The sequence below is a fragment of the Palleronia salina genome (assembly GCF_900141995.1).
GTDB classification, from domain to species: domain Bacteria; phylum Pseudomonadota; class Alphaproteobacteria; order Rhodobacterales; family Rhodobacteraceae; genus Palleronia; species Palleronia salina.
In genome coordinates this window covers 561,355-587,537 of sequence record NZ_FQZA01000001.1, presented here as the reverse complement: position 1 = coordinate 587,537, position 26,183 = coordinate 561,355, and the positions used below count along the sequence as shown (strand labels likewise).

At 67.1% G+C, this 26,183-nt stretch carries 24 protein-coding genes and 1 pseudogene; 14 read left to right on the top strand and 11 right to left on the bottom strand.

Features of this window, described 5'->3' with window-relative positions:
* Window positions 1-290: pseudogene (locus tag BUB76_RS02850) on the bottom strand (transposase); the annotation flags it as partial.
* Between the two features lie 37 nt (window positions 291-327).
* Here BUB76_RS02850 and BUB76_RS02845 point away from each other — a divergent pair.
* Window positions 328-687: an SLC5/6 family protein gene (locus BUB76_RS02845; protein WP_073126440.1), complete on the top strand. Its 360-nt coding sequence runs from the start codon at window positions 328-330 to the stop codon at window positions 685-687.
* Window positions 688-836: 149 nt separating this feature from the next.
* Window positions 837-2,009, top strand: coding sequence for a mechanosensitive ion channel family protein (locus tag BUB76_RS02840; RefSeq protein WP_084140504.1), 1,173 nt, complete (start codon window positions 837-839; stop codon window positions 2,007-2,009).
* A 132-nt stretch (window positions 2,010-2,141) separates the two neighbouring features.
* On the opposite strand, the gene BUB76_RS17860 is transcribed toward BUB76_RS02840, so the two are convergent.
* Genes BUB76_RS17860 through BUB76_RS02820 form a run of 5 tightly spaced genes read right to left on the bottom strand, consistent with a single transcriptional unit; the run spans window position 2,142 to window position 7,507 of the window.
* Entirely contained in the window at window positions 2,142-2,297 is a 156-nt protein-coding gene (locus BUB76_RS17860) for a hypothetical protein (RefSeq protein ID WP_175550256.1), read from the bottom strand.
* The gene (locus tag BUB76_RS02835) at window positions 2,294-3,517 is read right to left on the bottom strand and encodes a formate dehydrogenase subunit gamma (protein ID WP_073126438.1); all 1,224 of its coding nucleotides are present in this window, start codon (window positions 3,515-3,517) and stop codon (window positions 2,294-2,296) included. Before BUB76_RS02835 ends, BUB76_RS17860 begins: the two co-directional genes overlap by 4 nt.
* On the bottom strand, window positions 3,514-4,110 hold the full coding sequence (gene fdh3B, locus BUB76_RS02830) for a formate dehydrogenase FDH3 subunit beta (protein ID WP_073126436.1): 597 nt from the start codon (window positions 4,108-4,110) through the stop codon (window positions 3,514-3,516). Before fdh3B ends, BUB76_RS02835 begins: the two co-directional genes overlap by 4 nt.
* Window positions 4,098-7,298: a formate dehydrogenase subunit alpha gene (locus BUB76_RS02825; protein ID WP_073126433.1), complete on the bottom strand. Its 3,201-nt coding sequence runs from the start codon at window positions 7,296-7,298 to the stop codon at window positions 4,098-4,100. The genes fdh3B and BUB76_RS02825 overlap by 13 nt, the downstream gene beginning before the upstream one ends.
* Before the next feature lie 14 nt (window positions 7,299-7,312).
* Window positions 7,313-7,507: a hypothetical protein gene (locus BUB76_RS02820; protein ID WP_073126431.1), complete on the bottom strand. Its 195-nt coding sequence runs from the start codon at window positions 7,505-7,507 to the stop codon at window positions 7,313-7,315.
* A gap of 163 nt (window positions 7,508-7,670) precedes the next feature.
* Here BUB76_RS02820 and BUB76_RS02815 point away from each other — a divergent pair, with 163 nt between their 5' ends.
* Genes BUB76_RS02815 through BUB76_RS02800 form a run of 4 tightly spaced genes read left to right on the top strand, consistent with a single transcriptional unit; the run spans window position 7,671 to window position 11,732 of the window.
* Complete coding sequence (locus tag BUB76_RS02815; RefSeq protein ID WP_175550255.1) at window positions 7,671-8,675, top strand: cytochrome ubiquinol oxidase subunit II family protein; 1,005 nt, start codon at window positions 7,671-7,673, stop codon at window positions 8,673-8,675.
* On the top strand, window positions 8,672-10,780 hold the full coding sequence (locus BUB76_RS02810; protein ID WP_073126426.1) for a cbb3-type cytochrome c oxidase subunit I: 2,109 nt from the start codon (window positions 8,672-8,674) through the stop codon (window positions 10,778-10,780). The genes BUB76_RS02815 and BUB76_RS02810 overlap by 4 nt, the downstream gene beginning before the upstream one ends.
* The gene (locus BUB76_RS02805) at window positions 10,777-11,394 is read left to right on the top strand and encodes a cytochrome c oxidase subunit 3 (RefSeq protein WP_073126423.1); all 618 of its coding nucleotides are present in this window, start codon (window positions 10,777-10,779) and stop codon (window positions 11,392-11,394) included. The genes BUB76_RS02810 and BUB76_RS02805 overlap by 4 nt, the downstream gene beginning before the upstream one ends.
* Entirely contained in the window at window positions 11,391-11,732 is a 342-nt protein-coding gene (locus BUB76_RS02800; RefSeq protein ID WP_073126420.1) for a cytochrome o ubiquinol oxidase subunit IV, read from the top strand. The genes BUB76_RS02805 and BUB76_RS02800 overlap by 4 nt, the downstream gene beginning before the upstream one ends.
* Window positions 11,733-11,801: 69 nt before the next feature.
* On the opposite strand, the gene pedA1 is transcribed toward BUB76_RS02800, so the two are convergent.
* On the bottom strand, window positions 11,802-12,962 hold the full coding sequence (pedA1, locus tag BUB76_RS02795) for a lanthanide ABC transporter ABC transporter substrate-binding protein PedA1 (protein WP_073126552.1): 1,161 nt from the start codon (window positions 12,960-12,962) through the stop codon (window positions 11,802-11,804).
* A gap of 136 nt (window positions 12,963-13,098) precedes the next feature.
* On the opposite strand from pedA1, the gene pedF reads away from it, so the two are divergent.
* The 6 genes from pedF to BUB76_RS02765 all read left to right on the top strand — a co-directional run bounded on the left by pedF (window position 13,099) and on the right by BUB76_RS02765 (window position 19,126).
* Window positions 13,099-13,791 carry a cytochrome c-550 PedF gene (pedF, locus tag BUB76_RS02790; RefSeq protein ID WP_073126549.1) on the top strand — a complete coding sequence of 231 codons (693 nt, stop codon included), beginning with the start codon at window positions 13,099-13,101 and terminating at the stop codon, window positions 13,789-13,791.
* Window positions 13,788-14,690: a substrate-binding periplasmic protein gene (locus tag BUB76_RS02785; RefSeq protein ID WP_073126418.1), complete on the top strand. Its 903-nt coding sequence runs from the start codon at window positions 13,788-13,790 to the stop codon at window positions 14,688-14,690. The genes pedF and BUB76_RS02785 overlap by 4 nt, the downstream gene beginning before the upstream one ends.
* 79 nt (window positions 14,691-14,769) lie before the next feature.
* Entirely contained in the window at window positions 14,770-15,306 is a 537-nt protein-coding gene (locus BUB76_RS02780) for an SRPBCC family protein (RefSeq protein WP_073126415.1), read from the top strand.
* A gap of 35 nt (window positions 15,307-15,341) precedes the next feature.
* The gene (locus BUB76_RS02775; RefSeq protein WP_073126412.1) at window positions 15,342-15,827 is read left to right on the top strand and encodes a (2Fe-2S)-binding protein; all 486 of its coding nucleotides are present in this window, start codon (window positions 15,342-15,344) and stop codon (window positions 15,825-15,827) included.
* A 69-nt stretch (window positions 15,828-15,896) separates the two neighbouring features.
* Entirely contained in the window at window positions 15,897-18,263 is a 2,367-nt protein-coding gene (locus tag BUB76_RS02770; RefSeq protein ID WP_073126410.1) for a xanthine dehydrogenase family protein molybdopterin-binding subunit, read from the top strand.
* A 74-nt stretch (window positions 18,264-18,337) separates the two neighbouring features.
* On the top strand, window positions 18,338-19,126 hold the full coding sequence (locus tag BUB76_RS02765; RefSeq protein ID WP_073126407.1) for an FAD binding domain-containing protein: 789 nt from the start codon (window positions 18,338-18,340) through the stop codon (window positions 19,124-19,126).
* A gap of 137 nt (window positions 19,127-19,263) precedes the next feature.
* Here the strand turns inward: BUB76_RS02765 and BUB76_RS02760 are convergent, their stop codons facing one another.
* Window positions 19,264-20,121, bottom strand: a complete 858-nt coding sequence (locus BUB76_RS02760; protein WP_073126405.1) for an FAD:protein FMN transferase — start codon at window positions 20,119-20,121, stop codon at window positions 19,264-19,266.
* The gene (locus BUB76_RS02755) at window positions 20,118-22,241 is read right to left on the bottom strand and encodes a 4Fe-4S binding protein (RefSeq protein WP_073126402.1); all 2,124 of its coding nucleotides are present in this window, start codon (window positions 22,239-22,241) and stop codon (window positions 20,118-20,120) included. The genes BUB76_RS02760 and BUB76_RS02755 overlap by 4 nt, the downstream gene beginning before the upstream one ends.
* Window positions 22,242-22,329: 88 nt before the next feature.
* Between BUB76_RS02755 and BUB76_RS02750 the strand changes: the two genes are divergently transcribed.
* A complete protein-coding gene (locus BUB76_RS02750) occupies window positions 22,330-23,115 on the top strand; it encodes an ABC transporter permease (protein WP_073126400.1) in 786 nt (261 codons plus the stop codon).
* Window positions 23,116-23,345: 230 nt separating this feature from the next.
* Window positions 23,346-23,573 carry an EF-hand domain-containing protein gene (locus BUB76_RS02745; RefSeq protein ID WP_073126398.1) on the top strand — a complete coding sequence of 76 codons (228 nt, stop codon included), beginning with the start codon at window positions 23,346-23,348 and terminating at the stop codon, window positions 23,571-23,573.
* A 41-nt stretch (window positions 23,574-23,614) separates the two neighbouring features.
* Here BUB76_RS02745 and ilvN read toward each other — a convergent pair whose 3' ends face one another.
* On the bottom strand, window positions 23,615-24,172 hold the full coding sequence (gene ilvN / locus BUB76_RS02740; RefSeq protein ID WP_073126395.1) for an acetolactate synthase small subunit: 558 nt from the start codon (window positions 24,170-24,172) through the stop codon (window positions 23,615-23,617).
* An 87-nt stretch (window positions 24,173-24,259) separates the two neighbouring features.
* Window positions 24,260-26,014, bottom strand: coding sequence for an acetolactate synthase 3 large subunit (locus BUB76_RS02735; protein WP_073126393.1), 1,755 nt, complete (start codon window positions 26,012-26,014; stop codon window positions 24,260-24,262).
* Between the last annotated feature and the right edge of the window lie 169 nt (window positions 26,015-26,183).

Sequence of the window (26,183 nt, the reverse complement as noted above, 5' to 3'; positions counted from 1 at the left end):
ACGCGAGGGGCTCAGAAGTTTCCCCGGGCGGCCTCGCTCAGGATCATCTTGTCGAGGGTCAGGTCGGAGACAGCACGCCGGAGCCGCTGGTTCTCTGTCTCGAGCTCCTTGAGTCGCTTCAGCTGATCGCGGCTCATGCCGCCATACTGCCTGCGCCACCGGTAGTAGCTCTGCTGCGTGATGCCGACCTGGCGCACCGCATCACCGACCGACAGCCCTTGGCCTTGCAGCACCTCAACCTGCCGCAGCTTCAGAACGATGTCTTCGGGCTTCTCTCGCTTCCCAGCCATTCTCTGGTCCTCTCCATGACGGGATCATTCTATCCCAGTGGGCGGACCACTTCAGAGGGGGCATTTCACGTTCTGGACGATCCTGTTCGGGCTCGTCGTCGGAATTCCGATCTTCATCACGAAAGAGGTTTACAACATCTGGTCCAATCTCGGGCTGCCCGAGATCCATTACACGGTGATGTCGTCGATCATGATGCTGATCGCGATCGGGCTTCACCTGGGGATTTCGGCGGCCACCCGTCAGTCGCCTGAAGAAAACACCACGGACCTGGTCTGGAACTCCGGCGAGGCCCGGGAGGAATTGTTTCGCCTGGAAAGCCCGATCTACCTGGACCGGACGCTGCTTTCGGTCCTCCTGATTCTTTGCATGGGCGGGATGATCTGGTGGTTCTGGTAAACGAGTGCCGCGCCGACGCGTGATGCCCGGCCTGCGGCCGGGAGGTTCACGCGGGCGGCGCGTTCATCGCCCGCGTCAAGACCTTTCGTCGCGAACCCGCCCGTCACGATGAACCGGTCAGGGGACAGCGACTTTGCAGGAGCATTTCGATGGATTTCGATCTCAGCGAAACTCTGACATCGGCCTTGCCGGAGCAGTGGGCCCTGCATCTGACCGACGGTGTCAGCGCCCTGATCGTCCTGTCGCTCGCGGCCTGCGCGGCACTATTGCTACACGCGCTGTTGTACCGGGTGCTGCTGGCGCGCATCGAGAAGCGGTTCGGCATGACACGCTCGCTTTTGCGGCGGGCCCGCCGGCCGCTCAGCGTCGCCTTCGTCCTGGCCTCGCTGATCTTTACCGTGCCGCGCACCAACCTGGACCGGCAAGTGGAAGACGTGATCGAACACGCGGCGCTGGTCCTACTGATCGTCCTGGTCGGTTGGCTGCTGATCGTGCTGACCAATCATTTCGCAGACCGGTCCACGCGCCGCTTCAACCTCGACGTCGACGACAACCTCGGGGCGCGCAAGCATGTGACCCAGCTGCGCCTGCTGAAGCGGACAACGAATATCATCATCGTCCTGGTGACCGCGGGCGCCGCGCTGCTGACCTTCGAGGGGGTTCGGGAATACGGTGTCAGCCTTTTCGCATCCGCCGGCGCGGCCGGTCTGGTCCTGGGTCTCGCGGCGCGGCCGGTTCTCACCAATCTGATCGCCGGCATCCAGATCGCGATCACGCAGCCGATCCGCCTCGAGGATGTGGTGATCGTCGAGGGCGAGTGGGGCTGGGTCGAGGAGATCTTCGCCACCTTCGTCGTGGTGCGGGTCTGGGACAGGCGCCGCATGGTCGTGCCGCTGTCCTATTTCATCGAGCAGCCCTTCCAGAACTGGACCCGGGAAAGCGCGCAGGTGATCGGGGCCGTGACATGGAACCTCGACTACACCGTGCCGGTGCAGAGGATGCGCGACAAGCTGAACGAGTTCCTGGAAGAAAGCAGCCTCTGGGACCACGATGTTGCCAACCTGCAAGTCGTCGAGACCGGCGAGAAAAGCGTCAAGATCCGCGCCCTGATGACCGCGCGCACCTCGCCCCGGGTGTGGGACCTTCGCTGCGAGGTGCGTGAAAAGATGCTCGAATGGCTGCGCGATGCGTATCCGCAAGCCCTGCCGCGGATGCGCGGCGAGCTGGAGGTCGATGATGCGCGGCAGTCGGGCGAGACGCCGTCCGATGGCGGGCAGGACAGGAACGAGACGCGCGATCAGCAGTCCGAGCGTTCCGCCTGATCCGTTACAACGCCATCATCCCGCGCGCCGGCCAGCGAGGGGCCTGCTGCGGTTTGACAAGGACCCGTGGCCGGGCGGTGGTGACGGAAAAACGGCCGCGACCGCCGTGTCGGCGGACGCGGCGACGCGTGATCAGTGCGAGCTCGTGTACCGGTAGTCGAGATCGCCCACGTTCAGGGACGGGTTGTTCACCCTCTCGATCGAGGTGACGGAAAAGGTCGTCATGGCGATGTAGGTCCCGACCGCCAGGACCGCCGCGATTGTCGTTCCGGACAGGAAGCCGATCATTTCGAAGCCCTCCCTTCGACCTCGTCGAGCCACAGGTCGTGGTGTTCCCGGGCCCAGTTGCGGTCGACCTCGCCGTTCCACATGGCCCAGAAGGCGCCCTGCATGCCGACGCTGCCGATATAGATGTGACCGATGAAGATCGCGATCAGCAGCACGGCGAAGACCGCGTGCAGCAGCATCATCCAGCTCATCGCCTCGAGCCCGAGGAAGTAGAACGGGAACAGCAGAAAGAAGCCGGTCACGATCATCGCGCCACCGCCGAGGATCGCCGACCAGAAGATGAGCTTCTGGCCCGCGTTGAACTTGCGGGCCGACGGATGATCGGGCGTGTCGCTGAAGAACCCGCCACCGCGCTTCAGCCAGGCAATGTCGAGTTTCGAGGGAATGTTCTTGCTCACCCACATGACGAACATGATCGCCAGCCCCAGGACGAAGGGCGTCACGAAAAGCGCATGCCCCCAGGTCGCCAGCCAACCGACCGCCCCCAGGACATCGTGGCCGAAGGGACGGATCAGGGTGTCGCCGTAGGCGATGGAGATGCCGGTCAATGCCAGCAGGATGAAGGACGCCGACGTCATCCAGTGGGTCGCGCGTTCGACGATGTTGAAACGCTTGACCTTCTTGCCGGACTTGCCCTCCGCGATGGGCACCCGCCCGCGGATCGCCAGGAGCAGGGCGAGCATCAGGGAAAACCCGAGGATCGCGAAGGCCCCGATATGCGTCGCCACGTCGGCCAGGCCGAACCGCCAGTCACGGGCGAAGGGACGCTCGAACAGGTTGGCGTTCACGTAGGGCAGGGACGAGACGCCGATGACACGGTCCGACTGGCGCAGGATGGCCGCGGTCTCGTCGCTGGGAATACGCCAGCTTTCGGTCAGGATGCTTTCCGGGTCGTCCATCTCGACACTGTCCAGCAGCACCTCGGGCCCGATCTTGAATGTCTCACCGGGGCCGTCGGGCGACGGGCCGGTCAGGAAGCGTTCGTTCTGCAGGCGCGTGCGGTTCTGCAAGAGCTGCGATGCCAGGGCGCTGCCGCCGTTTTCCTCGGCATTGACGCCCCATCGCACCTCGGGGGAGGTCCGGTTGAAGCCGTCGAACAGCATCCAGACCTGCACCGCCAGCGCGATTATCAGCAGCACGGCCGCGATCGCGCCCGCGATACGGTAGCCCGTGAAGTCCTGCCCGCGCACGCGGACCGGTTCGCTCTCGTAGACGCTCATGACCGCTCCTCGGGATAGTATGCCGTCTTCCAGCCCCAGGCGCCGGATCCGTAGCCGCGCGAGATCACGCGCTCCTTGAAGATCTCGCCCACGACCTCGGCGTCGCCGGCCAGCAGCGCGCGGGTGGAACAGACCTCGGCGCAGATCGGCAGCTTGCCCTCGGCGATCCGGTTCGAGCCGTACTTGCGGTATTCCTCCTCGGATCCGTTCTCTTCCGGGCCCCCGGCGCAATAGGTGCACTTGTCCATCGTGCCACGCGATCCGAACAGCGTGGACTTGGGGAACTGCGGCGCACCGAACGGACAGGCGTAGTAGCAATAGCCGCAGCCGATGCAGGTATCCTTGTCATGCAGCACCACGCCGATATCGGTCTGGTAAAGGGTCGAGACGGGGCAGACCGCCACGCAAGGCGCGTCGGTGCAGTGCATGCACGAGATCGCCACCGACTTCTCGCCGGGCTCACCGTCGCCGATGGTCACGACGCGGCGACGCACCATGCCCCAGGGCACTTCGTGTTCGTTCTTGCAGACCGTCGCGCAGGCATTGCACTCGATGCACCGGTCGGTGTCGCAAAGGAATTTCAGTCGGGCCATATTGCCATTTCTCCGGTTGGTCGGATGCGGCACAGGGAGCACTTGGTTTCCTGCATCTGTGTCACGACGTCGTATCCGTAGTTCCAGATCGTGTTCGCCGCTTCGCCCGAGACGTAGGGGGCCGCACCTTCGGGATAGTTCCCGGTCAGGTCCTCGCCCATCCACATGCCGGCGAAGTGGAATGGCAGGAACACCGTCCCCGAGCCGACGCGGCGGGTCACGAGGGCCGCCACGCGGATCGCGCCCAGCGGGTTCTCGATCCAGACGAACTGTCCGTCCTCGATGCCCGCCGCCTCGGCGTCCGCGGGATTGATCTCGGCGAACATCTGCTGCTGGAACTCGGCCAGCCACTTGTTCGACCGCGTCTCGTCGCCGCCGCCCTCGTACTCGACCAGGCGGCCGGAGGTCAGGATCAGCGGGAACTCGTCGGCGTGGTTCACTTCCTGGATCGACTCGAACAGCATCGGCACACGCCATTTTCGCCGATCCGGGTAGGTCGCGTATTCCGGAAGAAGGTCGCGGCGGGTGGTGTAGAGAGGCTCGCGATGCAGCGGCACCGCGTCGGGGAAATTCCAGGCGACCATGCGCGCCTTGCCGTTGCCGTAGGGGGCCAGGCCGTGCGCCAGCATCACGCGCTGGATCCCGCCCGAAAGGTCGGTCTTCCAGTTCACCCGGGCGATCTTGTCCTGCAGGCTCAACTCGCCCTCTGGGTCGCTGCCCGGGTTGTTTTCCAGGTAGGCCTCGATCGCGGTCAGGGCGTTCTCGGGATAGTCGGGGAAGCGTTCCGGGACCGGCGCACGATCCTCGCTGTTCGAGCTGTTACCGCCGCCGGCCTGCCAGGCCTCCTCGATCTGGCCGCTCTCGGATCCGCCGGACAGGGCGTCGAAGGCGCGGATCGGGTTTTCGCCCTGGCGTGCCAGTCTTTCGGCTTCGCGCTCGAGGTCGCGGAAGGCGGTCTGTGCCTCGTCCTCGGGCATGTCGAGCAGCCGGAGCGAGAACCGGTCGGCCCCGACCGCCGCGATGACGAGCTTTTCGCGCGAGGTCAGTTCCGACGCCCAGCCAAGCGCGTCGAGCATGCCAACCGTGCCTTCGGGATAGCCGTCGCGGATCTCGGACCCGACGGTGAAGCTATCCTCGGCCAGCAGGTTCGCACCCTCGTGTTCAACGCCCCAGCGCGCGCGGAAGGGCAGGCCGCCTTCGCTCACGGGTTTCGAGGTGTCGTAGAGCAGGGGCGTGCCGCAATGACTTTGCTCGGGCGTGCCCCAGGCGGGCCAGGGCAGGCAGTAGTACTCGCCCTTGACCGGTTCTTCCTTGCCGAGCAGGGTGATGCTGTCGAACTTCTCCTGGTGCTTCATGTGAAGCTTCAGCCGTTCGGGCGACTGGCCGGTGTAGCCGATGGTCCAGGTGCCCTTGTTCAACTCGCGCAGGATGTCCTCGGCCACGGGCTCGGTCCCCTCGACCGCGATGTTGCGGAACATGCGGGCCTCGAAGCCCAGGGCGCGGGCCAGCAGGTAGGTGATCTCGTAGTCGGTCTTCGACTCCCACAGCGGTTCGAACACCTTGTCGCGCCACTGCACCGAGCGGGACGAGTTCGTGACCGAGCCGTGCATCTCGGCGGTGGTCGCGGCGGGAAGCAGGTAAAGCCCGTCGGTCTTTTCCGACATGATGGCCACCTGCGTCGGGTGCGGATCGATGACGCAAAGCAGTTCGGCGGTATCCAGCGCCTTGCGCTGGTCGGCCCCGCGCGTGATCGAGTTGGCGGCGTGGCCCCAGAAGATCATCGCCTTGACCGGGTGCGGCTGGTCAAGCGCTTCGGGGTCCTCGGTGATCGCGTCCATGTAGCGCGACAGCGGCATGCCGGGACGCTCCATCAGCTCCCGGTCCACGAAGCGGGATTGCAGCCAGTCGTAGCTTTCGCCCCAGACCCGCGACCAGTGCTTCCAGGCGCCCTGTTCCAGGCCGTAATAGGCCGGAAGCGTGTCGCAGGCGACGCCGAGGTCGGTCGCGCCCTGCACATTGTCGTGGCCGCGGAAGATGTTCGCGCCCCCGCCCGAGACGCCCATGTTGCCAAGGACAAGCTGCAGGATCGTCGCCGCGCGGGTCATGGACGACCCGATCGAGTGCTGCGTCAGGCCCATGCACCAGATCAGTGTTCCGGGCCGGTTCTCGGCCAACGTGCGCGCAAGGTTGCGAAGCTGTTCGGCGGGGATGTCGGTGACGCGCTCGACTTCCTCGGGCGTCCACTTGTCGGCCTCGGCGCGGACTTCTTCCAAGCCGTAGACGCGCTGGTCGATGTATTCCTTCGCCTCCCAGCCGTTCGCCAGCACCTCGCGCACCAGGCCCATCAGAAGGGCCACGTCCGATCCGGGACGGATGCGGACGTATTCGTGGGCGTGGGCCGCGGTGCGGGTGAAGCGCGGATCGACCACGATCATCTTCGCGCCGTTTTCCTTCGCGTTCAGCAGGTGCAGCAGCGAAACGGGGTGGGCTTCGGCCGGGTTGCCGCCGATGATGAAGATCGATTTCGACTTGCGGATGTCGTTGAAGGTGTTGGTCATCGCGCCGTAGCCCAACGTGTTCGCCACGCCGGCCACGGTGGTCGAGTGGCAGATGCGCGCCTGGTGATCGACGTTGTTGGTGCCCCAGTAGGCGGCGAACTTGCGGAACAGGTAGCTCTGCTCGTTCGAGAACTTGGCCGACCCCAGCCAGTAGGCGCTGTCGGGCCCGTACTCGTCGCGGATCGACATGAGGCGCTCGGAGATCTCGGAGATCGCCTGCTCCCACGAGATCCGGACCCATTCGCCGCCCTCTTTCTTCATGGGATACTTGAGCCGCCGCTCGCCCAGGCTGACCTCGCGCATCGCCGCACCCTTGGCGCAGTGGGTGCCCTGGTTGATCGGGCTTTCGAAAGACGGCTCCTGGCCCAGCCACGCGCCATTCTCGACCTCGGCCCACATGGAACACCCGACCGAGCAGAACTGGCAGATGGTCTTGTGGTAGGTGCGTCCCGTCGGCGCCGGCGTGGACTGGTCCTGCGCCTGCACCAGCCCCGCGGGCGTCCCCGAGGCCGCCAGCCCGCCGATGGTCAGGCCGGCGCCGCGCAGGAACCCCCGCCGATCTATGCCCGACGTGTCGACGGAAGGGGGAACCTTGCGGGTCGGGCGGGCGGTGGTCTTGCGCTTCAGCATGGTGGTCTCGTCTTTCAGCCCTTGGCGCTGTCGTAGTAGGCGCGGATATGCGGCGTGTCCTGCAACCGGACTTGCCGATGATCGGTGATCTCGGTCGGCGCTTCGGCCCGCGCGGGTCCCGAGGCCGCCAGCGCGGGCGCGGCCGCCCCGGCCATCAACAGCGACCTTCGGGTCAGGCCATTGCGATCATTGTCTTTCTCGGATGTCATGGTGCGGTCCCCTTCCGATGCCGGGAGCGCGACGTTTCGGCGCACTTGCAAGGGAAAGACATGGCGGTTCCCAACGGTTCCGAAATTCATCGGCAATTCTGAAAACCGACGGAACCCATTGCCGGCCCGCGCTTTCGGCAACAGCAATGAAGACGGCCGGGTGATGACAGTACTTTCCGAAATTCCGGCACGGATGCGTCGACCGTCCAGCGGGCATCGCATTGTTATTGCGATATTTTCCCTGGGGCTGCTCGCCGGGTGCATGGACAGCCCCGATGTGAATTTCCTCGATCCCGAAGGCTATGTCGCCCAGCAGCAGCGCGTGCATTTCTGGCGCATCGTCGCTTTGATGGGCCTGGTGGTGGGGCCGATTCTGGTCCTGACCCCATTAATCGCATATCGATATCGTTTCAGCGGAAATTCCACATATACGCCGGATTGGCATTTCTCGTGGATTTGGGAAGCCGCGATTTGGGGCGGGCCGATCGTGATCGTCACGATCCTGAGCTATTTCCTCTGGCAGAACACCACGGCCCTGGATCCGTTCGAGCCGCTGCCCATCGACGGTGAGCCGGTGCGGGTCCAGATTGTGGGCTACGACTGGAAATGGCTGTTCATCTACCCCGACCACGGCATCGCCACCCTGGACGAACTGGTGTTCCCCGAGGGCCGCCCGCTGAACCTGGAACTCACCTCGGAGACAGTCATGCAATCCTTCCACATCCCCGTTCTCGGGGGGCAGGTCTACGCGATGGAAGGGATGATTTCGAAACTGCACCTCGCCGCGGACCGTCCCGGCGTGTTCCGCGGGCGCAACACGCAATACAACGGCCACGGCTTCCACCGGCAGCAATTCGTCGCCCGGGCCCTGCCGGAGACCGCCTTTTCCGCCTGGCTCGACACGACGTCGACCGACGCCCGTCCGTGGAGCGACGCAGTCCACGACCGCATCGCCGAAAGATCGACGCTGCAAGAGATGACCGAGGGCGATGATACCGGCGCCGCCTTCCGCGACGTGCCCGGGGATCTCTTTTCCGGCATCGTCGGACCCATGGACCGCGACCCCGACTGGCGCAGCCGCGATCGGCGAGACGCGTCCGTCGAAGCCGGCCCGGCGGACGGACCCGTCGCGACCGCGACAGGCCAGGCCGCGGATCCCGCCCGATGAGCCTGACCGATTTCATCGACGCCCTGACGGGACGCATGACGCTCGAGGCGCTTCCGTTCTGGAAGATGGTCCAGAACCCGACGCCGGAAAACATCGTCAACGGCGCGATCGCGACCGGGGTCGCCGCCATTCTCGTGCTCGCGGCGATCGCCGTGCTGGCGCTGCTGACCTATTTCCGGCTCTGGCGCACGGTCTGGTTCGATTGGCTGACCACCGTCGATCACAAGAAGATCGGCATCATGTACATCGTCCTGTCGTTCGTGATGATGCTGCGCGGCGTGGTCGAGGCCAATTTCATGCGGGCCAACCAGGCCGTGGGCTTCGACGGGGGGTTCCTGTCGGCGGACCATTTCGGCGAGCTTTTCACGACCCACGGCACGATCATGATCTTCTTCGTGGCGATGCCGTTCCTGTCGGGGGTCATCAACTACGTCTTGCCGCTCCAGATCGGGGCGCGGGACATGTCGTTCCCGGTCACCAACGCAATCGGGCTGGCGCTGACGGCGTCGGGCGCGATGCTGGTGATGGCGTCGCTGCTGTTCCTGCCGTTCTCGATCGGCGGCTGGACCGGCTATCCGCCGTTCACGGGCAAGGAATACAGCCCCGACGTGGGACCCAATTACTGGATCTGGGCGGTGACGCTGTCGGGCCTGGGCACCACGCTGACCGGCATCAACGTGGCCTGCACCGTCTACAAGAAGCGCTGTCCCGGCATGGATTTCTGGAAGATGCCGATGTTCGTCTGGGCCTCGGTCACCACCGCGATCCTGATGATCTTCGCGCTGCCGCCGCTGACGGTGGCGACCGCCATGCTCGCGCTGGACCGCTACCTGGACTTCCACTTCTTCACGACCGATGCCGGCGGCATTCCGATGCTGTACGCGAACCTTTTCTGGCTGTTCGGCCATCCCGAGGTCTACATCCTGGTCCTGCCCGCCTTCGGTGTCTGGTCCGAGGTCTTTGCCACCTTCTCGGGCAAGACGCTCTATGCCTACCGGACGCTGGTCTGGGCGACGCTGTCCATCGCCGTGATCTCGTTCCTGGTCTGGGTGCACCATTTCTTCACCATGGGGCAGAGCGCCGGCATGAACGCGGTCTTCGGCATCGCCACGATGCTCGTGGGTGTGCCCACCGGCGTGAAGATCTACGACTGGCTGCTGACCATGTATCGCGGGCGTGTGCGGATCACGACGCCCATGGTCTACGCGCTGGGCTTCGTCATGCTGTTCGTCATCGGCGGCGCATCCGGCATCCTGCTGGCCAACCCGACCATCGATTACCAGGTCCACAACTCGGTCTTCCTGGTGGCGCATTTCCATAACATGGTGATCCCGGGCACGCTGTTCGGGATGCTGGGCGCCTACAGTTTCTGGTTCCCCAAGGCCTTCGGCTTCATGCTGGACGACTGGTGGGGCAAGCTGGGGGCATCGCTTTGGATCGTTGGGTTCATGCTGGCGTTCTTCCCGCTTTACGCCGTGGGTCTGCTGGGCCTGCCGCGCCGGTCGGTCGCCTATTCCGAAGCGGCCTATACGCCCTATACCGTGGTCGCCATGCTGGGGGCGCTGGTCGTGCTGGCCGCGCTTGGCGCGATGTTCTGGCAGCTTTACGTCAGCATCCGCAACCGTGACGCGCTGAACGTCTACGCGGGCGATCCGTGGGATGGACGCACGCTGGAATGGTCGATCTCGTCGCCGCCGCCGGTCTACAACTTCGCCGTCGGTCCCGAGGTCTTCGCGCGTGACGCATTCTGGGAAGAGAAGCGGGCCGGTCATGCCTACCAGATCCCCGATCAATGGGAGGATATCGAGCTGCCCGCCAATTCCTGGCTGGCGCCCATCCTGTTCTTCTCCAGCTTCACCCTGACGTTCGGATTGGTCTGGCACATGTGGTGGCTCGTGATCCTGTCGCTTCTCGTCGTCGTGGGGGCGCTTGTCGCCCGCAGCTTCGTCATCGACCGGGAGCGCACCATCCCGGCGGACGTCGTCCGCGAGGAGCACCTGCGCTGGCTCAAGGCCGTGCGCGAGGCCCCGAGCGCGCCGCGCGAGCTCGAGGTCGCGCCGGGCAACTGGGGCCGCCCCCAAAGCGAAGCGGGGGTTCCGGAATGAGCCAGGCACGTCACCCCGGCCTGAAGCTCGGCCACGAACACGATCCCGGATCGGGCGAGGTCGAGGCCCTCGTCTTCGGCTTCTGGATCTTCATGATGAGCGATCTGCTCATCTTCGGCTGCGTCTTCGCCACCTATGTCGTCATGCTGCCGCAGGTCGCGGACGGCCCCAGCGCCGCCGAGCTGTTCCACCTGCGCGGACCGCTGATCGAGACCACCCTGCTGCTGGCCTCCAGCGTCACCATCGGGTTCGCCTTGCTGGAAACGAAGCACCGGGCCGACAAGCGCCGCACAACGCTGTGGCTGGCGGTGACCTTCCTGCTGGGGGCGGGGTTCCTCTTCAGTTCCACGCATTCGCTGCTGGGGCACCTGGAAAACGGCGCGGGCCCGTCGCGCAGCGCGTTCCTGTCCGCCTACTGGCTACTGGTCCCGCTGCATGCGCTGCATGTCGCCATCGGGTGCCTGTGGATCGCCGTGGCGGCGGCACAGGTCCGGATTCGCGGGTTCGACTGGGTCACCACCGGCGGCCTGCTGCGCCTGTCGATCTACTGGCATTTCCTGGACATCGTCTGGATCGGCATCCTGTCCGTCGTCTACCTGGGAGCGATGATATGAGCCACATGGACAAGATCGACGAGTCGGGCGGCCAGATGGAAAGCCGCGCCGACGAGCGGTCATCCTATCTCAGGGGCGGCATCGCCAGCGTCGTCCTGACGGTGATCGCGGTTCTTGCCGTGGTGTCCGATGTCCTGCCGGACTGGGCCGCCTGGACGACCATTGCCGTGGCCGGCATCCTTCAGGCGGTCGCGCAGCTGCACTGGTTCCTGCATATCCGTCTTCATGGCCAGGCGTGGGAAGACCTGCAACTGATCTTCTTCACGATCCTGATCCTGGTCCTGATGGTGGGCGGCACGATCTGGGTCATGGGCGACCTGACCGCGCGCATGATGTGAGCGCCGGGATACCGGCCGATTGGCCAGGATATGCGTTCTGTCGCCTGTCCGGGAACGCCGGCTTATGGCTCAATCGGCGAAGGCGGTGCATTGGCTTTCGGGGGCGTCGCGGCCCAGCGTGTCCAGCTCGGTCACCGGGTGCAAAAAGCCGTCGAGCGGGGCCTGCGCCACCAATCCACGGGGATGGACCAGCGGGATCGGCTGACGCATCTGGCCGTTCCACGTGCGAAAGCTGAGGGGCCGGCCCAGGAAGCCGCCGAGCTCGAAATCCGGGCCCAGGATGTAGTCGCGCAGTGCCTCCGGCTCGGCTGAACCAGTGCGCGTGGCGGCTTCGCCGAGGGTCCGGATGGCAGCCCAGGCAGCATAGTCGCGCGGCTGCATGGCGCGGCCCGCGATCTCGAGGAAGCGGTTCTGCAACTGTCGCGCGCCCCACTGCTCGACCACCGGGTGCCAGCCCGTGGGCACCAAGCCTTCCGAGCCCACGATCGGCCGCGGCTCCCACGTGTTGTACAGCATGTAGCGGGCGAAATCGTGGATCTCGTCGGCGACGATCAGTGCATCGTAGCGGCCGAACTCCTGGGTGAAGAGCGGCATCTCGGTCGTGGCGGCGCGGCGGATATCGGTGTCGTAGCGCCAGTCCTTCCTGTCGCCGACGCGCAGCCCGAATTTCCCTAGCGATTGCTCGATGCTGGCCGCGAAGGCCTGGTCCGCCGGGTCGCCGCCCGTCACCATCGGCAGCTCGTCCCATCGCCGCAGCACCAGGAATTGCGCCAGCGCGTCGGTGCGCATGGCCGTGGAGGGCAGGGCGTGCAGCATGTTCGCGCGGCAGTCGTCCTCGCGCAGCCGATTGTCCGGCGCGGCGACATTGAAGACCAGCGCGTCGGCGGCGGCGGGCAGGTCCGTGACCGACAGCAGCCCGTCTGCGGGCGCGTCGACCAACAGCAGGTCCGTCCGCTCCAGAAGCGGCCCGGCGGCGGTCGCGATGTCCTCGCCCGGCGCGATGTCGACGAGGTCGAGCGCATAGGTCTGGCCGGTGAAGCGGCCGGTCGTGGCGTTGTCCTCGATCCCCAGGCGCGCGCCGGCAATGCCCAGGTCCGGCGGCGGCAGGTCCAGGTCCGACACGGTGGGCGGCGGCGTTTCCTGCAGGCGCAGGTAGCCGATGGTCAGGTCCTGCGCCCATGCCGGCGCGGCAAGAAGGGCGAGGGATACGGCCAATGAACGAAATTTCATCATCCGCTCAGCGTATGGTGCGCCGCGGGTCGGGGAATTCGACTTTGGTGCAGGCAGGCGAAGGTCGCATGGAGCGGAGGCGCCCGCTGCAGTAGCCATGGTGCCAACGCAGACCATGCAAGTGGAGGAGCAGATCATGCGGACCACATCGAAATTCGCCGTGGCGCTGACCGCCTTGGGGCTGGCCACCATGGCGTACGGCCACGGGGATGTCGCCCCGCAGGCCGTGGACACCGCCGGCCTGCCCGAGGTGGGCGAGGAATGGCTGACCGAGAACCCCTATCGCGTGGACGCGGCGGGCGAGGAGGTCTGGTTCAAGGCCATCCAGATCGGCGATTCGGGCTACAACCAAAACTGCGCCCGCTGCCACGGCCTGGGCGCCGTGTCGGGCGGGCTGGCGCCGGACCTGCGGTATCTCGAGGCCGAGGAATACGGCGACGAATGGTATGTCGAACGCTTCCGCCACGGGTACACCCAGAACGGCACCACCAAGATGCCGGCCTTCGGCGAGCTTCTGGGCCAGGAGGCCGCCTGGGCCATCCGCACCTATATCGAGACCCGGCCGGACGGCGAACAAGTGGCCGAGCACTCGGACACGCTGCGCAGCATCCGCGACCAGCTTGCGGCCTGGGCAGAGGGCAACGGCGACGCGGACCCCGACGCGGCCAAGGCCGAGCTCGACGCCATCGCGGCCGATATCGAGACCCTGTCCTATGCACCGGTGGCCGACTCGATCGCCTGGCGCGCGAGCCGCCAGATCGACGGCACCGACGCCGGCTACAGCACCGCCGCCGACACGCTGACCGTCGGCCTGTCCGCCGCGCAATGAGCCTGCGCGCCGTCCTGGCGGCGGGACTGATCTGCCTTGGGCTGTCGCTGCCGGCGGCGGCCCAGGACCCCTGCGCCGACTACGTCCCGCAGCCCAAGCCGCAGAATACTGGCCGGGACGAGGTCGGGCAGGATCTCGAGACGATCTTGGAGCGCGGGTTCATGACCTTCGCGCTCTACGAGGATTATCCGCCCTACAGCTGGGAAGAGGGCGGCCAGCCCCGCGGCGTCGATGTCGAGATCGCCAGGCTGATCGCCGAATACGTGGGCGTCGACCCGCAGTTCCGTTTTGTCGCGGCGGGCGAGAACCTGGACGCCGACCTGCGCAACAATGTCTGGAAGGGTGGCATCGTCGGCGGGGCGGTGTCGAACGTGATGATGCGCGTGCCTTACGACAGCGCCTTCGCCTGCCGCCACGAGCAGGTCGTCTTCACCGGGCAATACAGCGTCGAGCGCGTGGCCATCGCCTATCGCGAGGCGGAATATCCCGAGGAAAAGCCGGTGCCGGCCTATTTCCGCTTCGACACCGTCGCCGTCGAGAACGACTCGATCTCCGACTTCTACCTGTCGGCCTTCGCGGGCGGGCAACTGGCCCAGGGCGTGCGCCGCTTTCCCGACATGGAGGCCGCGATGGATGCCCTGGCGGCGGGCGAGACGATGGCGGCCATGGGGCCGCGCGGACAGCTGGAATGGGGCCTGACCGACGGGCTCGGGCTGCACGAGCCGCCCTTGCCGGGCCTCGCGGTCGGCGACTGGACGCTGGGCGTGGCGGTGAACTTCCGCTTCCGGCCGCTTGCCTATACGGTTGACGACGCCATCCGCGACGGGCTGCAATCGGGCGCGATCGCCGGGATCTACGAGTCCTACGGGCTGAGCCTCGAGACGCCCGCCTACCGCTGAGCGCGCAAATTGGCCATTGGTCCTATAGGCGGGGCCGGGCGCCGCGCCTAGCGTAACCAACATAAAGGGAGACCCACCCATGGAAATGACCGGAAGCCGCACGATCGAGGCGCCACGCGACGCGGTGTGGGACGCGCTTCTCGACCCCGAGGTGCTGAAGCAATGCGTGCCGGGCTGCACCGAGATGTCGGGCAACGCCGACGAGGGCTTCGAGGCCACGGTGGTGCAGAAGGTCGGCCCGGTGAAGGCGACCTTCAAGGGCGCCGTGACGCTTGACGACAAGGTGCGCCCGGAAAGCCTGACCATATCGGGCGAGGGCAAGGGCGGCGCCGCGGGCTTCGCCAAGGGCGGCGCCGATGTCACCCTGCGCGAAGAAGGCGACGCCACGGTGCTGGACTACCGGGTCGAAGCCAAGGTGGGCGGCAAGCTCGCCCAGCTGGGCAGCCGCATCATCGACAGCTTCGCCTCCAAGATGGCGGACCAGTTCTTCAACAGCTTCAAGGAGGCCGTCGAGGGACCATCGGCGCCCGAGGGCGAGGCCGACGATGCCGCCGCGCCCGTGGAGGCGCAGAAAGAGAAAAAAGGTTGGTTCGGCCGAAAGAAGGCCGCAACCTGACCGCGACGAAAATCGGACTATCCAGGGAGAGAGACATGAATTCCATCAAGCTGCGCGTGAACGGCAAGGAGGTGACCGGCCAGGTCGAGGGCCGGACCCTTCTGGTCGACTTCCTGCGCAAGGACCTGCGCCTGACCGGCACCCATGTAGGCTGCGACACCACCCAGTGCGGCGCCTGCGTGGTGCACGTGAACGGCGAGCCTGTGAAGGCCTGCGCGATGCTGGCGGCCGAGGCCGACGGCGCCGAGGTCGCCACCATCGAGGGCCAGGCCAATGCCGACGGGTCGCTGTCGGTCGTTCAGCAGGCGTTCCAGGACCACCACGGCCTGCAATGCGGCTTCTGCACGCCGGGCATGGTGATGGCGGCGACCGCGCTGCTGAAGGAGAACCCCAAGCCCTCCGAGGCCGAGATCCGCGAATACCTGGACGGCAATATCTGCCGCTGCACCGGGTACCACAACATCGTGAAATCCATCATGGCGGCCTCCGGTCAGGACGTGCCCGCCATGGCGGCCGAGTAATCCAGAACATCGTTTCAGGGGCCGGGATGTCGCGACGCGAGATCTGACCCCGCAGGGAGGAGATTCCACATGCCAAAAGACGGCGGCATCGGCAGCAGCACCAAACGGCGCGAGGACGTACGCTTCCTCAGCGGCACGGGGCGCTATACCGACGACATCAACCTGCACGGCCAGCTCTACGCGCATTTCGTGCGCTCGGACGTGGCCCACGGCAAGATCAACGGCATCAACGCGGACGCGGCCATGGCCATGCCCGGTGTGGTGCGCGTGTTCACCGCGAAGGATTTCGAAGGCGTGGGCGGCGTGCCCTGCGGCTGGCAGATCACGTCCATCGACGGCAGCCCCATGCAGGAGCCCAAGCACCCGGTCCTGGCCGAGGGCAAGGTGCGCCACGTGGGCGACCCGATCGCCGTGGTCGTGGCCGAAAGCCTGGGTCAGGCCCGCGACGCGGCCGACGCGCTCGAGATCGATATCGAGATGCTGCCGGCGGTCATGGACATGAAGGAAGCCATCAAGGACGGCGCGCCCAAGGTGCATGACGACCTGAGCTCGAACCTCTGCTACGACTGGGGCTTCGTCGAGGACAACAAGGATGCCGTCGCCAAGGCCATCGCCGATGCCGACCACGTCACCACGCTGGAGCTGGTCAACAACCGCCTCGTCGCCAACCCGATGGAGCCGCGCGTGGCCGTCGGCGACTACGACATGGCCAATGACGAGCACACGCTCTACACCACGTCGCAGAACCCGCACGTGATCCGCCTGCTGATGGGCGCCTTCGTGCTGGGCATCCCCGAGCACAAGCTGCGCGTGGTCGCCCCCGACGTGGGCGGCGGTTTCGGCGCCAAGATCTTCCACTACGCCGAGGAAGCGTTCTGCACCTTCGCGGCCAAGCAGCTGCGCCGCCCGGTCAAGTGGACGTCCTCGCGCTCGGAAGCGTTCATGTCCGACGCCCACGGTCGCGACCACGTGACCAAGATCGAACTGGCGATGGACAAGGACAACAACTTCACCGCCATCCGGACGGAAACCTACGCCAACATGGGCGCCTACCTGTCCACCTTCGCCCCGTCGGTCCCCACCTGGCTGCACGGCACGCTGATGGCCGGCAACTACAAGACGCCACTGATCTACGTGAACGTGAAGGCCGTCTTCACCAACACGGTGCCGGTCGACGCCTACCGCGGCGCTGGCCGCCCCGAGGCGACGTTCCAGCTGGAGCGGGTCATCGACAAGGCGGCGCGCGAGCGTGGGGTCAGCCCCATCGAGCTGCGGCGCCAGAACTTCATCACCGAGTTCCCCTATGCCACGCCCGTGGCGGTGGAATACGACACCGGTGACTACCACGCGACCATGGACCGCGTGCTCGAGATGGCCGATCACGCCGGCTTCGAGGCGCGCGCCGAGCAAAGCAAGAAGAACGGCAAGCTGCGCGGCTTCGGCATCGCCCACTACATCGAGGCCTGCGGCATCGCGCCGTCGAACCTCGTGGGGCAGTTGGGTGCCCGGGCCGGTCTCTACGAATCCGCCACCGTCCGGGTGAACGCCACCGGGTCGATCAGCGTGATGACCGGCAGCCACAGCCACGGGCAGGGGCACGAGACCTCGTTCGCACAGGTGGTGTCCGAGATGATCGGCATCGACGCCACGCAGGTCGACATCGTCCACGGCGACACCTCGAAGACGCCCATGGGCATGGGCACCTACGGCTCGCGCTCGATCGCGGTCGGCGGCTCGGCCATGGTCCGCGCCACCGAGAAGATCATCGCCAAGGCCAAGAAGATCGCGGCCCACCTGATGGAGGCCAGCGAGGGTGATATCGAGCTGAAGGACGGCCAGTTCACCGTCGCGGGCACCGACAAGTCGGTCGCCTGGGGTGACGTGACGCTGGCGGCCTACGTGCCCCACAACTACCCGCTGGAGGACATCGAGCCGGGGCTGGAGGAAACCGCGTTCTACGATCCGGCGAACTTCACCTATCCGAGCGGTGGCTATGCCTGCGAGGTCGAGGTCGACCCGGACACCGGCAAGGTCGACGTGCTGTCCTTCTCGGCCGCGGACGATTTCGGCAACGTCATCAACCCGATGATCGTCGAAGGCCAGGTCCATGGCGGTGTGGCGCAGGGCTTCGGCCAGGCGATGATGGAAAACTGCGCCTACGACGCGGACGGCCAGCTGATCTCGGCCAGCTACATGGACTATGCCATGCCGCGCGCGACCGATCTGCCGATGTTCAAGGTGGACCATTCCTGCCAGACGCCCTGCACCCACAACCCGCTGGGCGTGAAGGGCTGCGGCGAGGCCGGTGCCATCGGCTCGCCCCCGGCCTTCGTCAACGCGGTCATCGACGCGCTGCACCGGGGCGGCCACAAGGTCGAGCACATCAACATGCCGCTGACCCCCGACCGGGTCTGGACCGCCATCCAGAACAGCTGAGGCCCAGGAACTGAAGGCGGACCCCCGCGCGTGACCCGCGCGGGGGCAACCCGACCCAACAGGAGACAGAGAGAATGCAGAATTTCGAATTCGTCCGGCCCACCAGCGTCGCCGACGCGGTCGCGGCCCTGAAGGGCGACGAGGCGCAGCCCATGTCGGGCGGCCAGACCCTGATGCCCACCATGAAGGCCCGGCTTGCCGCGCCCGAGATCCTGGTGAGCCTGACCGCCATCGACGAGATGAAGGGCGTCCGCAAGGACGGCGACCAGATCTGGATCGGCGGCGGCACCACCCACGCCACCGTCGCGCGCGAGACCGCTGAAAGCTACCCGGCGCTGTCGTCGCTGGCGGGACGCATCGGTGATCCCAGCGTGCGGTCGCGCGGCACCATCGGCGGGTCCATCGCCAACAACGACCCCTCGGCCTGCTATCCGGCGGGCGCACTGGGGTCGGGCGCCACCATCGTCACCGACCGGCGCGAGATCGCGGCCGACGACTTTTTCCAGGGCATGTTCATGTCCGCGCTGGACGAGGGCGAGATCGTCACGGCGGTGAAATTCCCGGTGCCGCAGAAGGCGATCTACCAGAAGTTCATCCAGCCCGCGTCGCGCTTCCCGCTGACGGCCGTGTTCGTCGCCCATTTCGGCGACACTGTCCGCGTGGCCGTGACCGGGGCGTCGTCGGACGGCGTGTTCCGCTGGACCGAGGCCGAGGAGGCGCTGCAAGGCAACTTCAGCGCCGACGCGGTGTCGGGGCTGAGCGTGTCGGCCGCCATGATGATCTCGGATCTGCACGGCTCGGGCGCCTACCGCGCGCAGCTGACCAAGGTCATGACACAGCGGGCGGTGGCCGCGCTGGCCTGATCCCACGGGTGAGACAGGATCGGACGCCCCGCTGGAAACGGCGGGGCGTTTCGCGTTGCGCCCTCATGTGGACGGCGCGCGGGTCGAAAGCGGCTCGCCGAGTATTTGAAGACCAGTGATGCGATGGGCGTGGCGCGTCAGATCCGGCGGTGGCGGCCGTTGGCATCGACCGTGTGGATGGCCGTGGCGCCGGCGCCTTCCAGCAGGCCGGAAAGCTCCCCGGGCGCCATGAACAGCGCGGCGGTCGACAGGGCGTCGGCCAGGGTGGCGTCCGGCGCCTCGACCGACACCGTGGCGTGGCGGGACGCCCTGCCATCGGGCGCGATCAGGTGCGGCGCCGCGCTGGTGGTGGCGATGGCGCCACCGGTGAGGGTCGTCCGGGCGACGAGGCCGGCGGCGGGGTCGGCGATGCCCAGCTGCCAGGGGCCGCCAAGCGCCGCGAATTCCCCCATGTTGACCAGGATCTCGCCCAGGCCCAGCGCGGCGAGACGCGCGCGCACCCTGTCGGTGGCGAAGCCCTGGGCGATGCCGTTGAAGGTCAGCGACTGGCCCCGCTGCAAGGCCACGGTCCCGGGCGCGCGGTGGACGCGGTGCCACCCCACCGCGGCACGCGCGGGCGCCGGGTCGCGGCCTTGCGCCAGGGCCGCCCAGACGGCTTGAACGGTCGGGTCGAACACACCGCCGGTCAGCGCGTGCGCGCGGTCCACATGATGCGCGAGTTCGGTGAACAGCGGCGAGGGCCGCAAGATGCCCGAGGTGTTCAGCCGCACGAGCTCGCTGTCGTCGCGGTAGAGGCTGAAGGCCCGTTCGACGGTCTCGATCTCCTCGCGGGCGGCGGCGATGGCGTCGCGGGCGAGCGCCGGGGGCGCGCGCAGGGTCATCGACAGCTCGGCCCCCAGCCCGAAGCCGCGCCAACGGGTCTCGGGCCAGGCCGGGGTCGCGGCGGGCGCGGCCAGCGCCGCGGCGCTGAGGGCGAGGAAACGGCGGCGTCTCATTCGGCGGGCACCGGGCCGGCGTTGGGATGCGCGGCGGTCGCGCGGGCCCGCCGCTTGGCATCCACGATCAGCGGCACGCATTGGCGCGGGTCGTCGTGGATCGTCACGCAGTCGAGGCACTGGAAACATTCGGAATAGTCCACGCGGCCCGATTTCTCGATGCTGCCATAGCGGCATTTCACCCGGCAGAGCTGGCAGGGCGAGCCGCATTCCGCCCGCCGCGCGATCCAGTCGCGCCCGCGCAGGACGCCGCCGATGGCCATGAGCGCGCCCAGCGGGCAGACATAGCGGCAGAACCCCTTGAAGAGCGTCATGGACAGCACCAGCCAGAAGACGGCGTAGGCCACGTAGTACCATTCGCGCACGAAGAAGGTGGTGATCGCGGTCTTGAACGGCTCGACCTCGGCGGCCTTGTCGATGCGGGCGGGTGCTGTGAAGACGACGACAACCAGCGCCAGCAGCACCGCGTATTTCAGCCATTTCAGCCGCGCGTCCCACCGCGCCGATGGCTCGACCTGCGGCACGCGCAGCACGCGGCCCAGATGCGCGGCGAATTCCTGGAGCGCGCCGAAGGGGCAGAGCCACCCGCAGAACAGGCCGCGCCCCCAGGCCACCAGCCCGGCGATGGCCACGGCCCAGATCACCAGCGAGAAGGGGTCGTAGGCCAGGAACATGAAACTGCCGCCCTCGACGCCCGCGCGCAGCACGCCCATGGCCGTGACGATCGACAGCTGCCCCTGTCCCCACCAGCCGATGAAGACCGTGACGAAGGCCAGGATACCCAGCCGGATCGCCGTGAAGTGGCGATGCCCGGCCAGCCGGTTCATCGCCCCGCCCAGCAGCATCAGCAGCAGCGTGAGGAACAGGCCCAGCACGACCAGGTCGGGCGCACGGGTCTTCAGCGCCTCGAGCCAGGGCGGCGCGGGCTTGCGCAGCTCGGGCCTGTTGAAGAACCGTTCGGGCGTCGATTGCGTGCTGCTGAGCGTGACGGATCCCACCTCGGGCTTGAACATGCCGTGTTCGCGCACCGCCTTCACGTTCAGCGTCCAGTCCGACGCCGGGTCGAAGCCCAGACGCCGGTCGGTACGCAGGATCAGGGCGGATCCGAAATCCACCGCGTCGTGCAGCGCGTCGGGCACGTCGTCGGCCAGCGAGAACAGCAGGTCCGCATCGCGCAGCGCCACCGGGAAGCCGCCCTGCTCGGCGCTGATCCAGTCGGGCGACGTATTGCGCGTGAACCCGTCCGAAACGAGGCCGTGGCGCGCGGTCTCGGCCACGAGGATCGGCTCGTCGTCGTTCGAGATCTCGAGGAAGGACTGCAGCGCCGCGAAGCCATCCTCGGACAGCACGGCGCGGGCGATGGCGGGCGGGCCGAGGTCGACCACCCACAGGTCCATGTAGGGCGCGTCGGGGTCGTCGCGCGCGGCGGGGTCGTCATCCGCCCAGACGGTGCCCGCGAATTCCGCGTCGATCTCGGCATTCGTCACCGTCAGGCGCCGCACGATGCCCTGTTCGACCAGGTCGGCCCAGCTCAGCGCCTCGTCATGGGTCGGGTCGGGATAGGCGGGCGGGCCGCTGCTGATCCCGCCCATCTTCTCGCGCGCGATCTGCAGCGTGGCGGCCAGAAGCGACTCGTGCGCGATCCGGACCGAGGCGGTGGCCTTGGTCACCCCGTCCAGGTAGACCAGCGCGCTGCTCTCGTCCGCCTCGCCGTAGGGGTTGCCCACCACCAGCGTGTCCGAGATCGACAGCCCGCGGTACTGGTCGAAGAAATCGTAGAACAGGTGCTCGGGCAGGCCAGAGACGAAGATCGGCTCGTTATGGTCCAGGAGCCGGACGTCCAGGAACCGGCCGTCGAGATCCAGCACCACCAGCACGTTCACCGGCGCGCCGGAGAAGCCGGGCAGGGGGGCCATGGGCCGCGTCTCGAACACGTAGCCCGCCGCCGCGCCGCCCGAGTTCAGAAGGCTGTAGACCCCCTGGTCGTTCAGCGCCGGGCCCAGCTCCATGGGCGCGCGGATATGGGCGGCGATCTCGTCGCGCGGCGTGACCTCGGCGCGGGCGGCATGGGCCGCCACGGCCAGAGCAAGGGCAAGGATCAGTGACAGCACCCGCGACATGCGCCAACGCTACGTCCGCGCCGCGCGCGGTCCCATGCGACGAAGGTCGGGATGCGTTGCGCAGCCCCCACGGGCGAATGTCGGACCCATGCACCAGCACGCCTCCTCCGACCGCAATCCCGGCCCCGTGACCATCGCGGTGTCGCTGCTGGCGCTGGTCGTTGCGTGGGCGCTGGCGGCGCGGATCTCGGGCGACCCCGAGATCCTGCCGGGCCCGGTCGAGGTCTGGCGCATCTTCACCTCCGAGGTCGCGAAGGGCGCGCTGCAGTTCCACGTGGCGGCCACGCTGGCGCGGGTGGCGGCGGCCTTCGCCATCGCCATGGCGGCGGGCGTCGCGTTGGGGCTGGCGCTAGGACTGGTACCACGGCTGAACCGCTGGCTGGGCCCGTGGGTAGTGGTGGCGCTGAACGTGCCCGCGCTGGTGGTGATCGTCCTTTGTTATCTCTGGATCGGCCTGAACGAGGTGGCGGCGATCACCGCCGTCGCGCTGAACAAGACCGCCATGGTGACGGTAAACATCCGCGAAGGGATCTGGGCGCTGGATCCCCGCGTGTCCGAGATGGCGCGCGCCTTCCGCATGTCGCCCGCGGCGCGGCTGCGCCACGTGATCCTGCCGCAGCTCTGGCCGTTCCTGGCGGCCAGCACGCGCAATGGGCTGGCGATCATCTGGAAGATCGTTCTGGTGGTCGAGTTCCTGGGACGCTCGAACGGGGTCGGCTTCCAGATCCACCTGTATTTCCAGCTGTTCGAGGTCGGCTACGTCCTGGCCTACGCCTTCGCCTTCGTCGCGGTGATGCTGCTGATCGAGTACGCGTTGCTGCAGGGCTGGGAACGGCGGACCACCGCCTGGCGCAGGGCCGCCGTCACCGGCTGATCCATGCGCGGCCCGCCGCCGCTTGCCGGTGGGACCATCGGTCAGAACCCGCCTCAGGTAAGGGCGCCTCTCGAAGCGCGCGATACGGCGCCGAGCCAATCGCGGCATCGCGGCACGGCACCGCCGGAAGCGCTGCCGCAATCCCGTTATCGCTGACCGGGCGGCGCGTCCGGTCAAGACTGGGCTGTGACCGGGCGTTCCGCACAACGCCCCTTTGACCGGAGCCCCCCATGACCAGACGTCTCACGATACTCGCCGTCGCCGCGCTCGCGGCGGGCACCGCCGCCGCGCAGGAAATCGACGCCGACGGCGACGGCCTGCTGAGCCTGCGCGAGGCGCAGATCGCGATCCCCGGGCTGACCGAAGAGGTCTTCCTGCTGGCCGATACCGACGGCAACGGGCTGCTCAGCCAGGCCGAGCTCCTGTCGGCCAACGAGCGCGGCCTGCTGCCCGGCTGACCGGCCGGACCCCGTCCGCCGCCCGGCCGGCGGGCACGGGCCTAGCCGCGCGCCAGGGCCGCGACGCCGGTCCGCGCCATCTCGACCAGGCCCAGCGGGCGCATCAGGTCGGCGAAGGCGTCGATCTTGCCGGGCGCGCCGGTGATCTCGAAGGTGAAGTTCTCCAGCGTCGAGTCGACCACGCTGGCGCGGAAGATATCGGCCAGGCGCAGCGCCTCGACCCGCTTGTCGCCGCCGCCGGCCACCTTGAACAGGGCCAGCTCGCGCTCGACCGAGGCGCCCTCGACCGTCAGGTCGTGCACCTCGTGGACCGGCACGATCCGGCCCAGCTGCGCCTTGATCTGCTCGATGATGGCGGGCGTGCCGGCCGTCACGATGGTGATGCGCGAGGTGTGGCCGGTGTGGTCGATCTCGGCCACGGTCAGCGACTCGATGTTGTAGCCGCGTCCCGAAAACAGGCCGATGACGCGGGCCAGCACCCCCGCCTCGTTGTCGACGATCACGGCCAGCGTGTGCCGTTCGATGACGTCCGCATGCGGGTCGCGCAGGTCGTAGGCCGAATGCTTCGACGTGCCCTTCTTGATCTTCAGCGTGCTCATACTGTCCTCCGGCGCGCCGGCGCCTGCTTCATCTTTCCAGAAATACCTCGGGGGGCGCGGGGGGCTGGCCCCCCGCATCCCGGCGTCTCAGACCAGCACCGCGCCCGGGGCGGTGATCTGGCCCTGGGTCTCGGCGTTGGCCAGCAGCATCTTGTTGTGCGGCTCGCCCGACGGGATCATGGGGAAGCAGTTCTCGTGCTTCTCCACCAGGCAATCGAACAGGACCGGGCCGTCATGGGCGATCATCTCGCGGATGGCGTCGTCCAGATCGTCCGGGTCGCTGACCTGGATGCCCTTCGCGCCGAAGGCCTCGGCCAGCTTGACGAAATCGGGCAGCGCCTCGGACCAGCTGTGGGAATAGCGCTCGCCGTGCAGCAGCTCCTGCCACTGGCGCACCATGCCCAGGCGTTCGTTGTTGAGGATGAACTGCTTCACCGGCAGGCGGTACTGCACCGCGGTGCCCATCTCCTGCATGTTCATCAGCCAGGACGCCTCGCCGGCCACGTTGATGACCAGGGCATCGGGATGGGCCAACTGCACGCCGATCGAGGCCGGGTGGCCATAGCCCATGGTTCCGAGGCCCCCGGACGTCATCCAGCGGTTGGGATCCTCGAAGCCCATGTACTGCGCTGCCCACATCTGGTGCTGGCCCACCTCGGTGCAGACATAGCGGTCGTGGTCCTTGGTCAGCGCCTCGAGCCGGGCCAGCGCGTGCTGGGGCTTGATGGTCTTGGCCGAGGGATCGAAGGCCAGGCAGTTCACGGCGCGCCATTGGTCGATCTGCTCCCACCACTTGGCGATAGCCTCCTGGTTGGTCTTGCGGCCCTTGGCCTTCCAGATGCGCAGCAGGTCCTCGAGCACATGCGCCACGTCACCGAGGATCGGCATGTCCACGTGGATCACCTTGTTGATCGAGCTCGCGTCGATATCGATATGCGCCTTTTTCGAGTTCGGGCTGAAATCCTGGATGCGGCCGGTGATGCGGTCGTCGAACCTCGCGCCGATGTTGATCATCAGGTCGCAGCCATGCATCGCCAGGTTGGCCTCGTAGAGACCGTGCATGCCCAGCATGCCCAGCCAGTTCTTGCCCGACGCGGGGTAGGCGCCCAGCCCCATGAGGGTCGAGGTGACGGGGAAGTCGGTCTCGGCCACCAGCTCGCGCAGCAGCTGCGACGCCGCGGGCCCCGAGTTGATGACGCCGCCGCCCGAGTAGATGATCGGGCGCTTGGCCTTGGCCATGGCGTCGGCAAGCTCGGCGATGATGTCGGGGTCGCCCTTCACCTGCGGCTGGTAGCGGCTGACATTGGCCTTCTGCTTGGGCGTGTACTTGCCCGCGGCGAATTGCACGTCCTTCGGGATGTCGATCAGGACCGGCCCCGGGCGGCCCGAGGCAGCCACGTGGAACGCCTCGTGCAGGACACCGGACAGGGCGTCGGTCTCCTTCACCAGCCAGTTGTGCTTGGTGCAGGGGCGGGTGATGCCGACGGTGTCGGCCTCCTGGAAGCCGTCCGTGCCGATCATGAAGGTCGGGACCTGACCGGTCAGCACGACCAGCGGGATTGAATCCATCAGCGCGTCGGTCAGGCCGGTCACCGCGTTGGTGGCGCCCGGACCCGAGGTCACCAGCGCGACACCGACCTTCCCGGTGGAGCGCGCGTAGCCTTCGGCCGCGTGAACGGCCGCCTGTTCGTGGCGGACGAGCACGTGGCGGATGTCGTTTTGCAGGAAGATCTCGTCATAGATTGGCAGGACCGCGCCGCCGGGATAGCCGAAAACGACCTCGACCCCCTGGTCCCTCAGCGCCTGAACCACCATCTTCGCGCCTGTCATCGGCTTCGTCATCGTCCTGGTCTCCGCAATTCGCGCCATCTTCGGCGCATAAAAAAGCCCCCGAGGGTCAATCGAGGGCGCGTCCTTCCGTGATCGGGTCCGGCTACCGGTCCCTGCGCCCTGTCGGTCTGCGTACGACGTCAATAAGCGGCATCACGATCTCGATCCTTTCATCGGTCCT

Coding starts and splice junctions, on each gene's coding strand:
- BUB76_RS02825 (WP_073126433.1), bottom strand. CDS start 7,298: ATGCTGAAGCGCAAGACCACCGCCCGCCCGACCCGCAAGGTTCCCCCT.
- BUB76_RS02835 (WP_073126438.1), bottom strand. CDS start 3,517: ATGAGCGTCTACGAGAGCGAACCGGTCCGCGTGCGCGGGCAGGACTTC.
- BUB76_RS17860 (WP_175550256.1), bottom strand. CDS start 2,297: ATGATCGGCTTCCTGTCCGGAACGACAATCGCGGCGGTCCTGGCGGTC.
- BUB76_RS02745 (WP_073126398.1), top strand. CDS start 23,346: ATGACCAGACGTCTCACGATACTCGCCGTCGCCGCGCTCGCGGCGGGC.
- BUB76_RS02785 (WP_073126418.1), top strand. CDS start 13,788: ATGAGCCTGCGCGCCGTCCTGGCGGCGGGACTGATCTGCCTTGGGCTG.
- pedA1 (WP_073126552.1), bottom strand. CDS start 12,962: ATGAAATTTCGTTCATTGGCCGTATCCCTCGCCCTTCTTGCCGCGCCG.
- BUB76_RS02770 (WP_073126410.1), top strand. CDS start 15,897: ATGCCAAAAGACGGCGGCATCGGCAGCAGCACCAAACGGCGCGAGGAC.
- BUB76_RS02840 (WP_084140504.1), top strand. CDS start 837: ATGGATTTCGATCTCAGCGAAACTCTGACATCGGCCTTGCCGGAGCAG.
- BUB76_RS02755 (WP_073126402.1), bottom strand. CDS start 22,241: ATGTCGCGGGTGCTGTCACTGATCCTTGCCCTTGCTCTGGCCGTGGCG.
- BUB76_RS02765 (WP_073126407.1), top strand. CDS start 18,338: ATGCAGAATTTCGAATTCGTCCGGCCCACCAGCGTCGCCGACGCGGTC.
- ilvN (WP_073126395.1), bottom strand. CDS start 24,172: ATGAGCACGCTGAAGATCAAGAAGGGCACGTCGAAGCATTCGGCCTAC.
- BUB76_RS02810 (WP_073126426.1), top strand. CDS start 8,672: ATGAGCCTGACCGATTTCATCGACGCCCTGACGGGACGCATGACGCTC.
- BUB76_RS02780 (WP_073126415.1), top strand. CDS start 14,770: ATGGAAATGACCGGAAGCCGCACGATCGAGGCGCCACGCGACGCGGTG.
- BUB76_RS02735 (WP_073126393.1), bottom strand. CDS start 26,014: ATGACGAAGCCGATGACAGGCGCGAAGATGGTGGTTCAGGCGCTGAGG.
- BUB76_RS02760 (WP_073126405.1), bottom strand. CDS start 20,121: ATGAGACGCCGCCGTTTCCTCGCCCTCAGCGCCGCGGCGCTGGCCGCG.
- BUB76_RS02750 (WP_073126400.1), top strand. CDS start 22,330: ATGCACCAGCACGCCTCCTCCGACCGCAATCCCGGCCCCGTGACCATC.
- BUB76_RS02805 (WP_073126423.1), top strand. CDS start 10,777: ATGAGCCAGGCACGTCACCCCGGCCTGAAGCTCGGCCACGAACACGAT.
- BUB76_RS02820 (WP_073126431.1), bottom strand. CDS start 7,507: ATGACATCCGAGAAAGACAATGATCGCAATGGCCTGACCCGAAGGTCG.
- fdh3B (WP_073126436.1), bottom strand. CDS start 4,110: ATGGCCCGACTGAAATTCCTTTGCGACACCGACCGGTGCATCGAGTGC.
- BUB76_RS02800 (WP_073126420.1), top strand. CDS start 11,391: ATGAGCCACATGGACAAGATCGACGAGTCGGGCGGCCAGATGGAAAGC.
- pedF (WP_073126549.1), top strand. CDS start 13,099: ATGCGGACCACATCGAAATTCGCCGTGGCGCTGACCGCCTTGGGGCTG.
- BUB76_RS02815 (WP_175550255.1), top strand. CDS start 7,671: ATGACAGTACTTTCCGAAATTCCGGCACGGATGCGTCGACCGTCCAGC.
- BUB76_RS02775 (WP_073126412.1), top strand. CDS start 15,342: ATGAATTCCATCAAGCTGCGCGTGAACGGCAAGGAGGTGACCGGCCAG.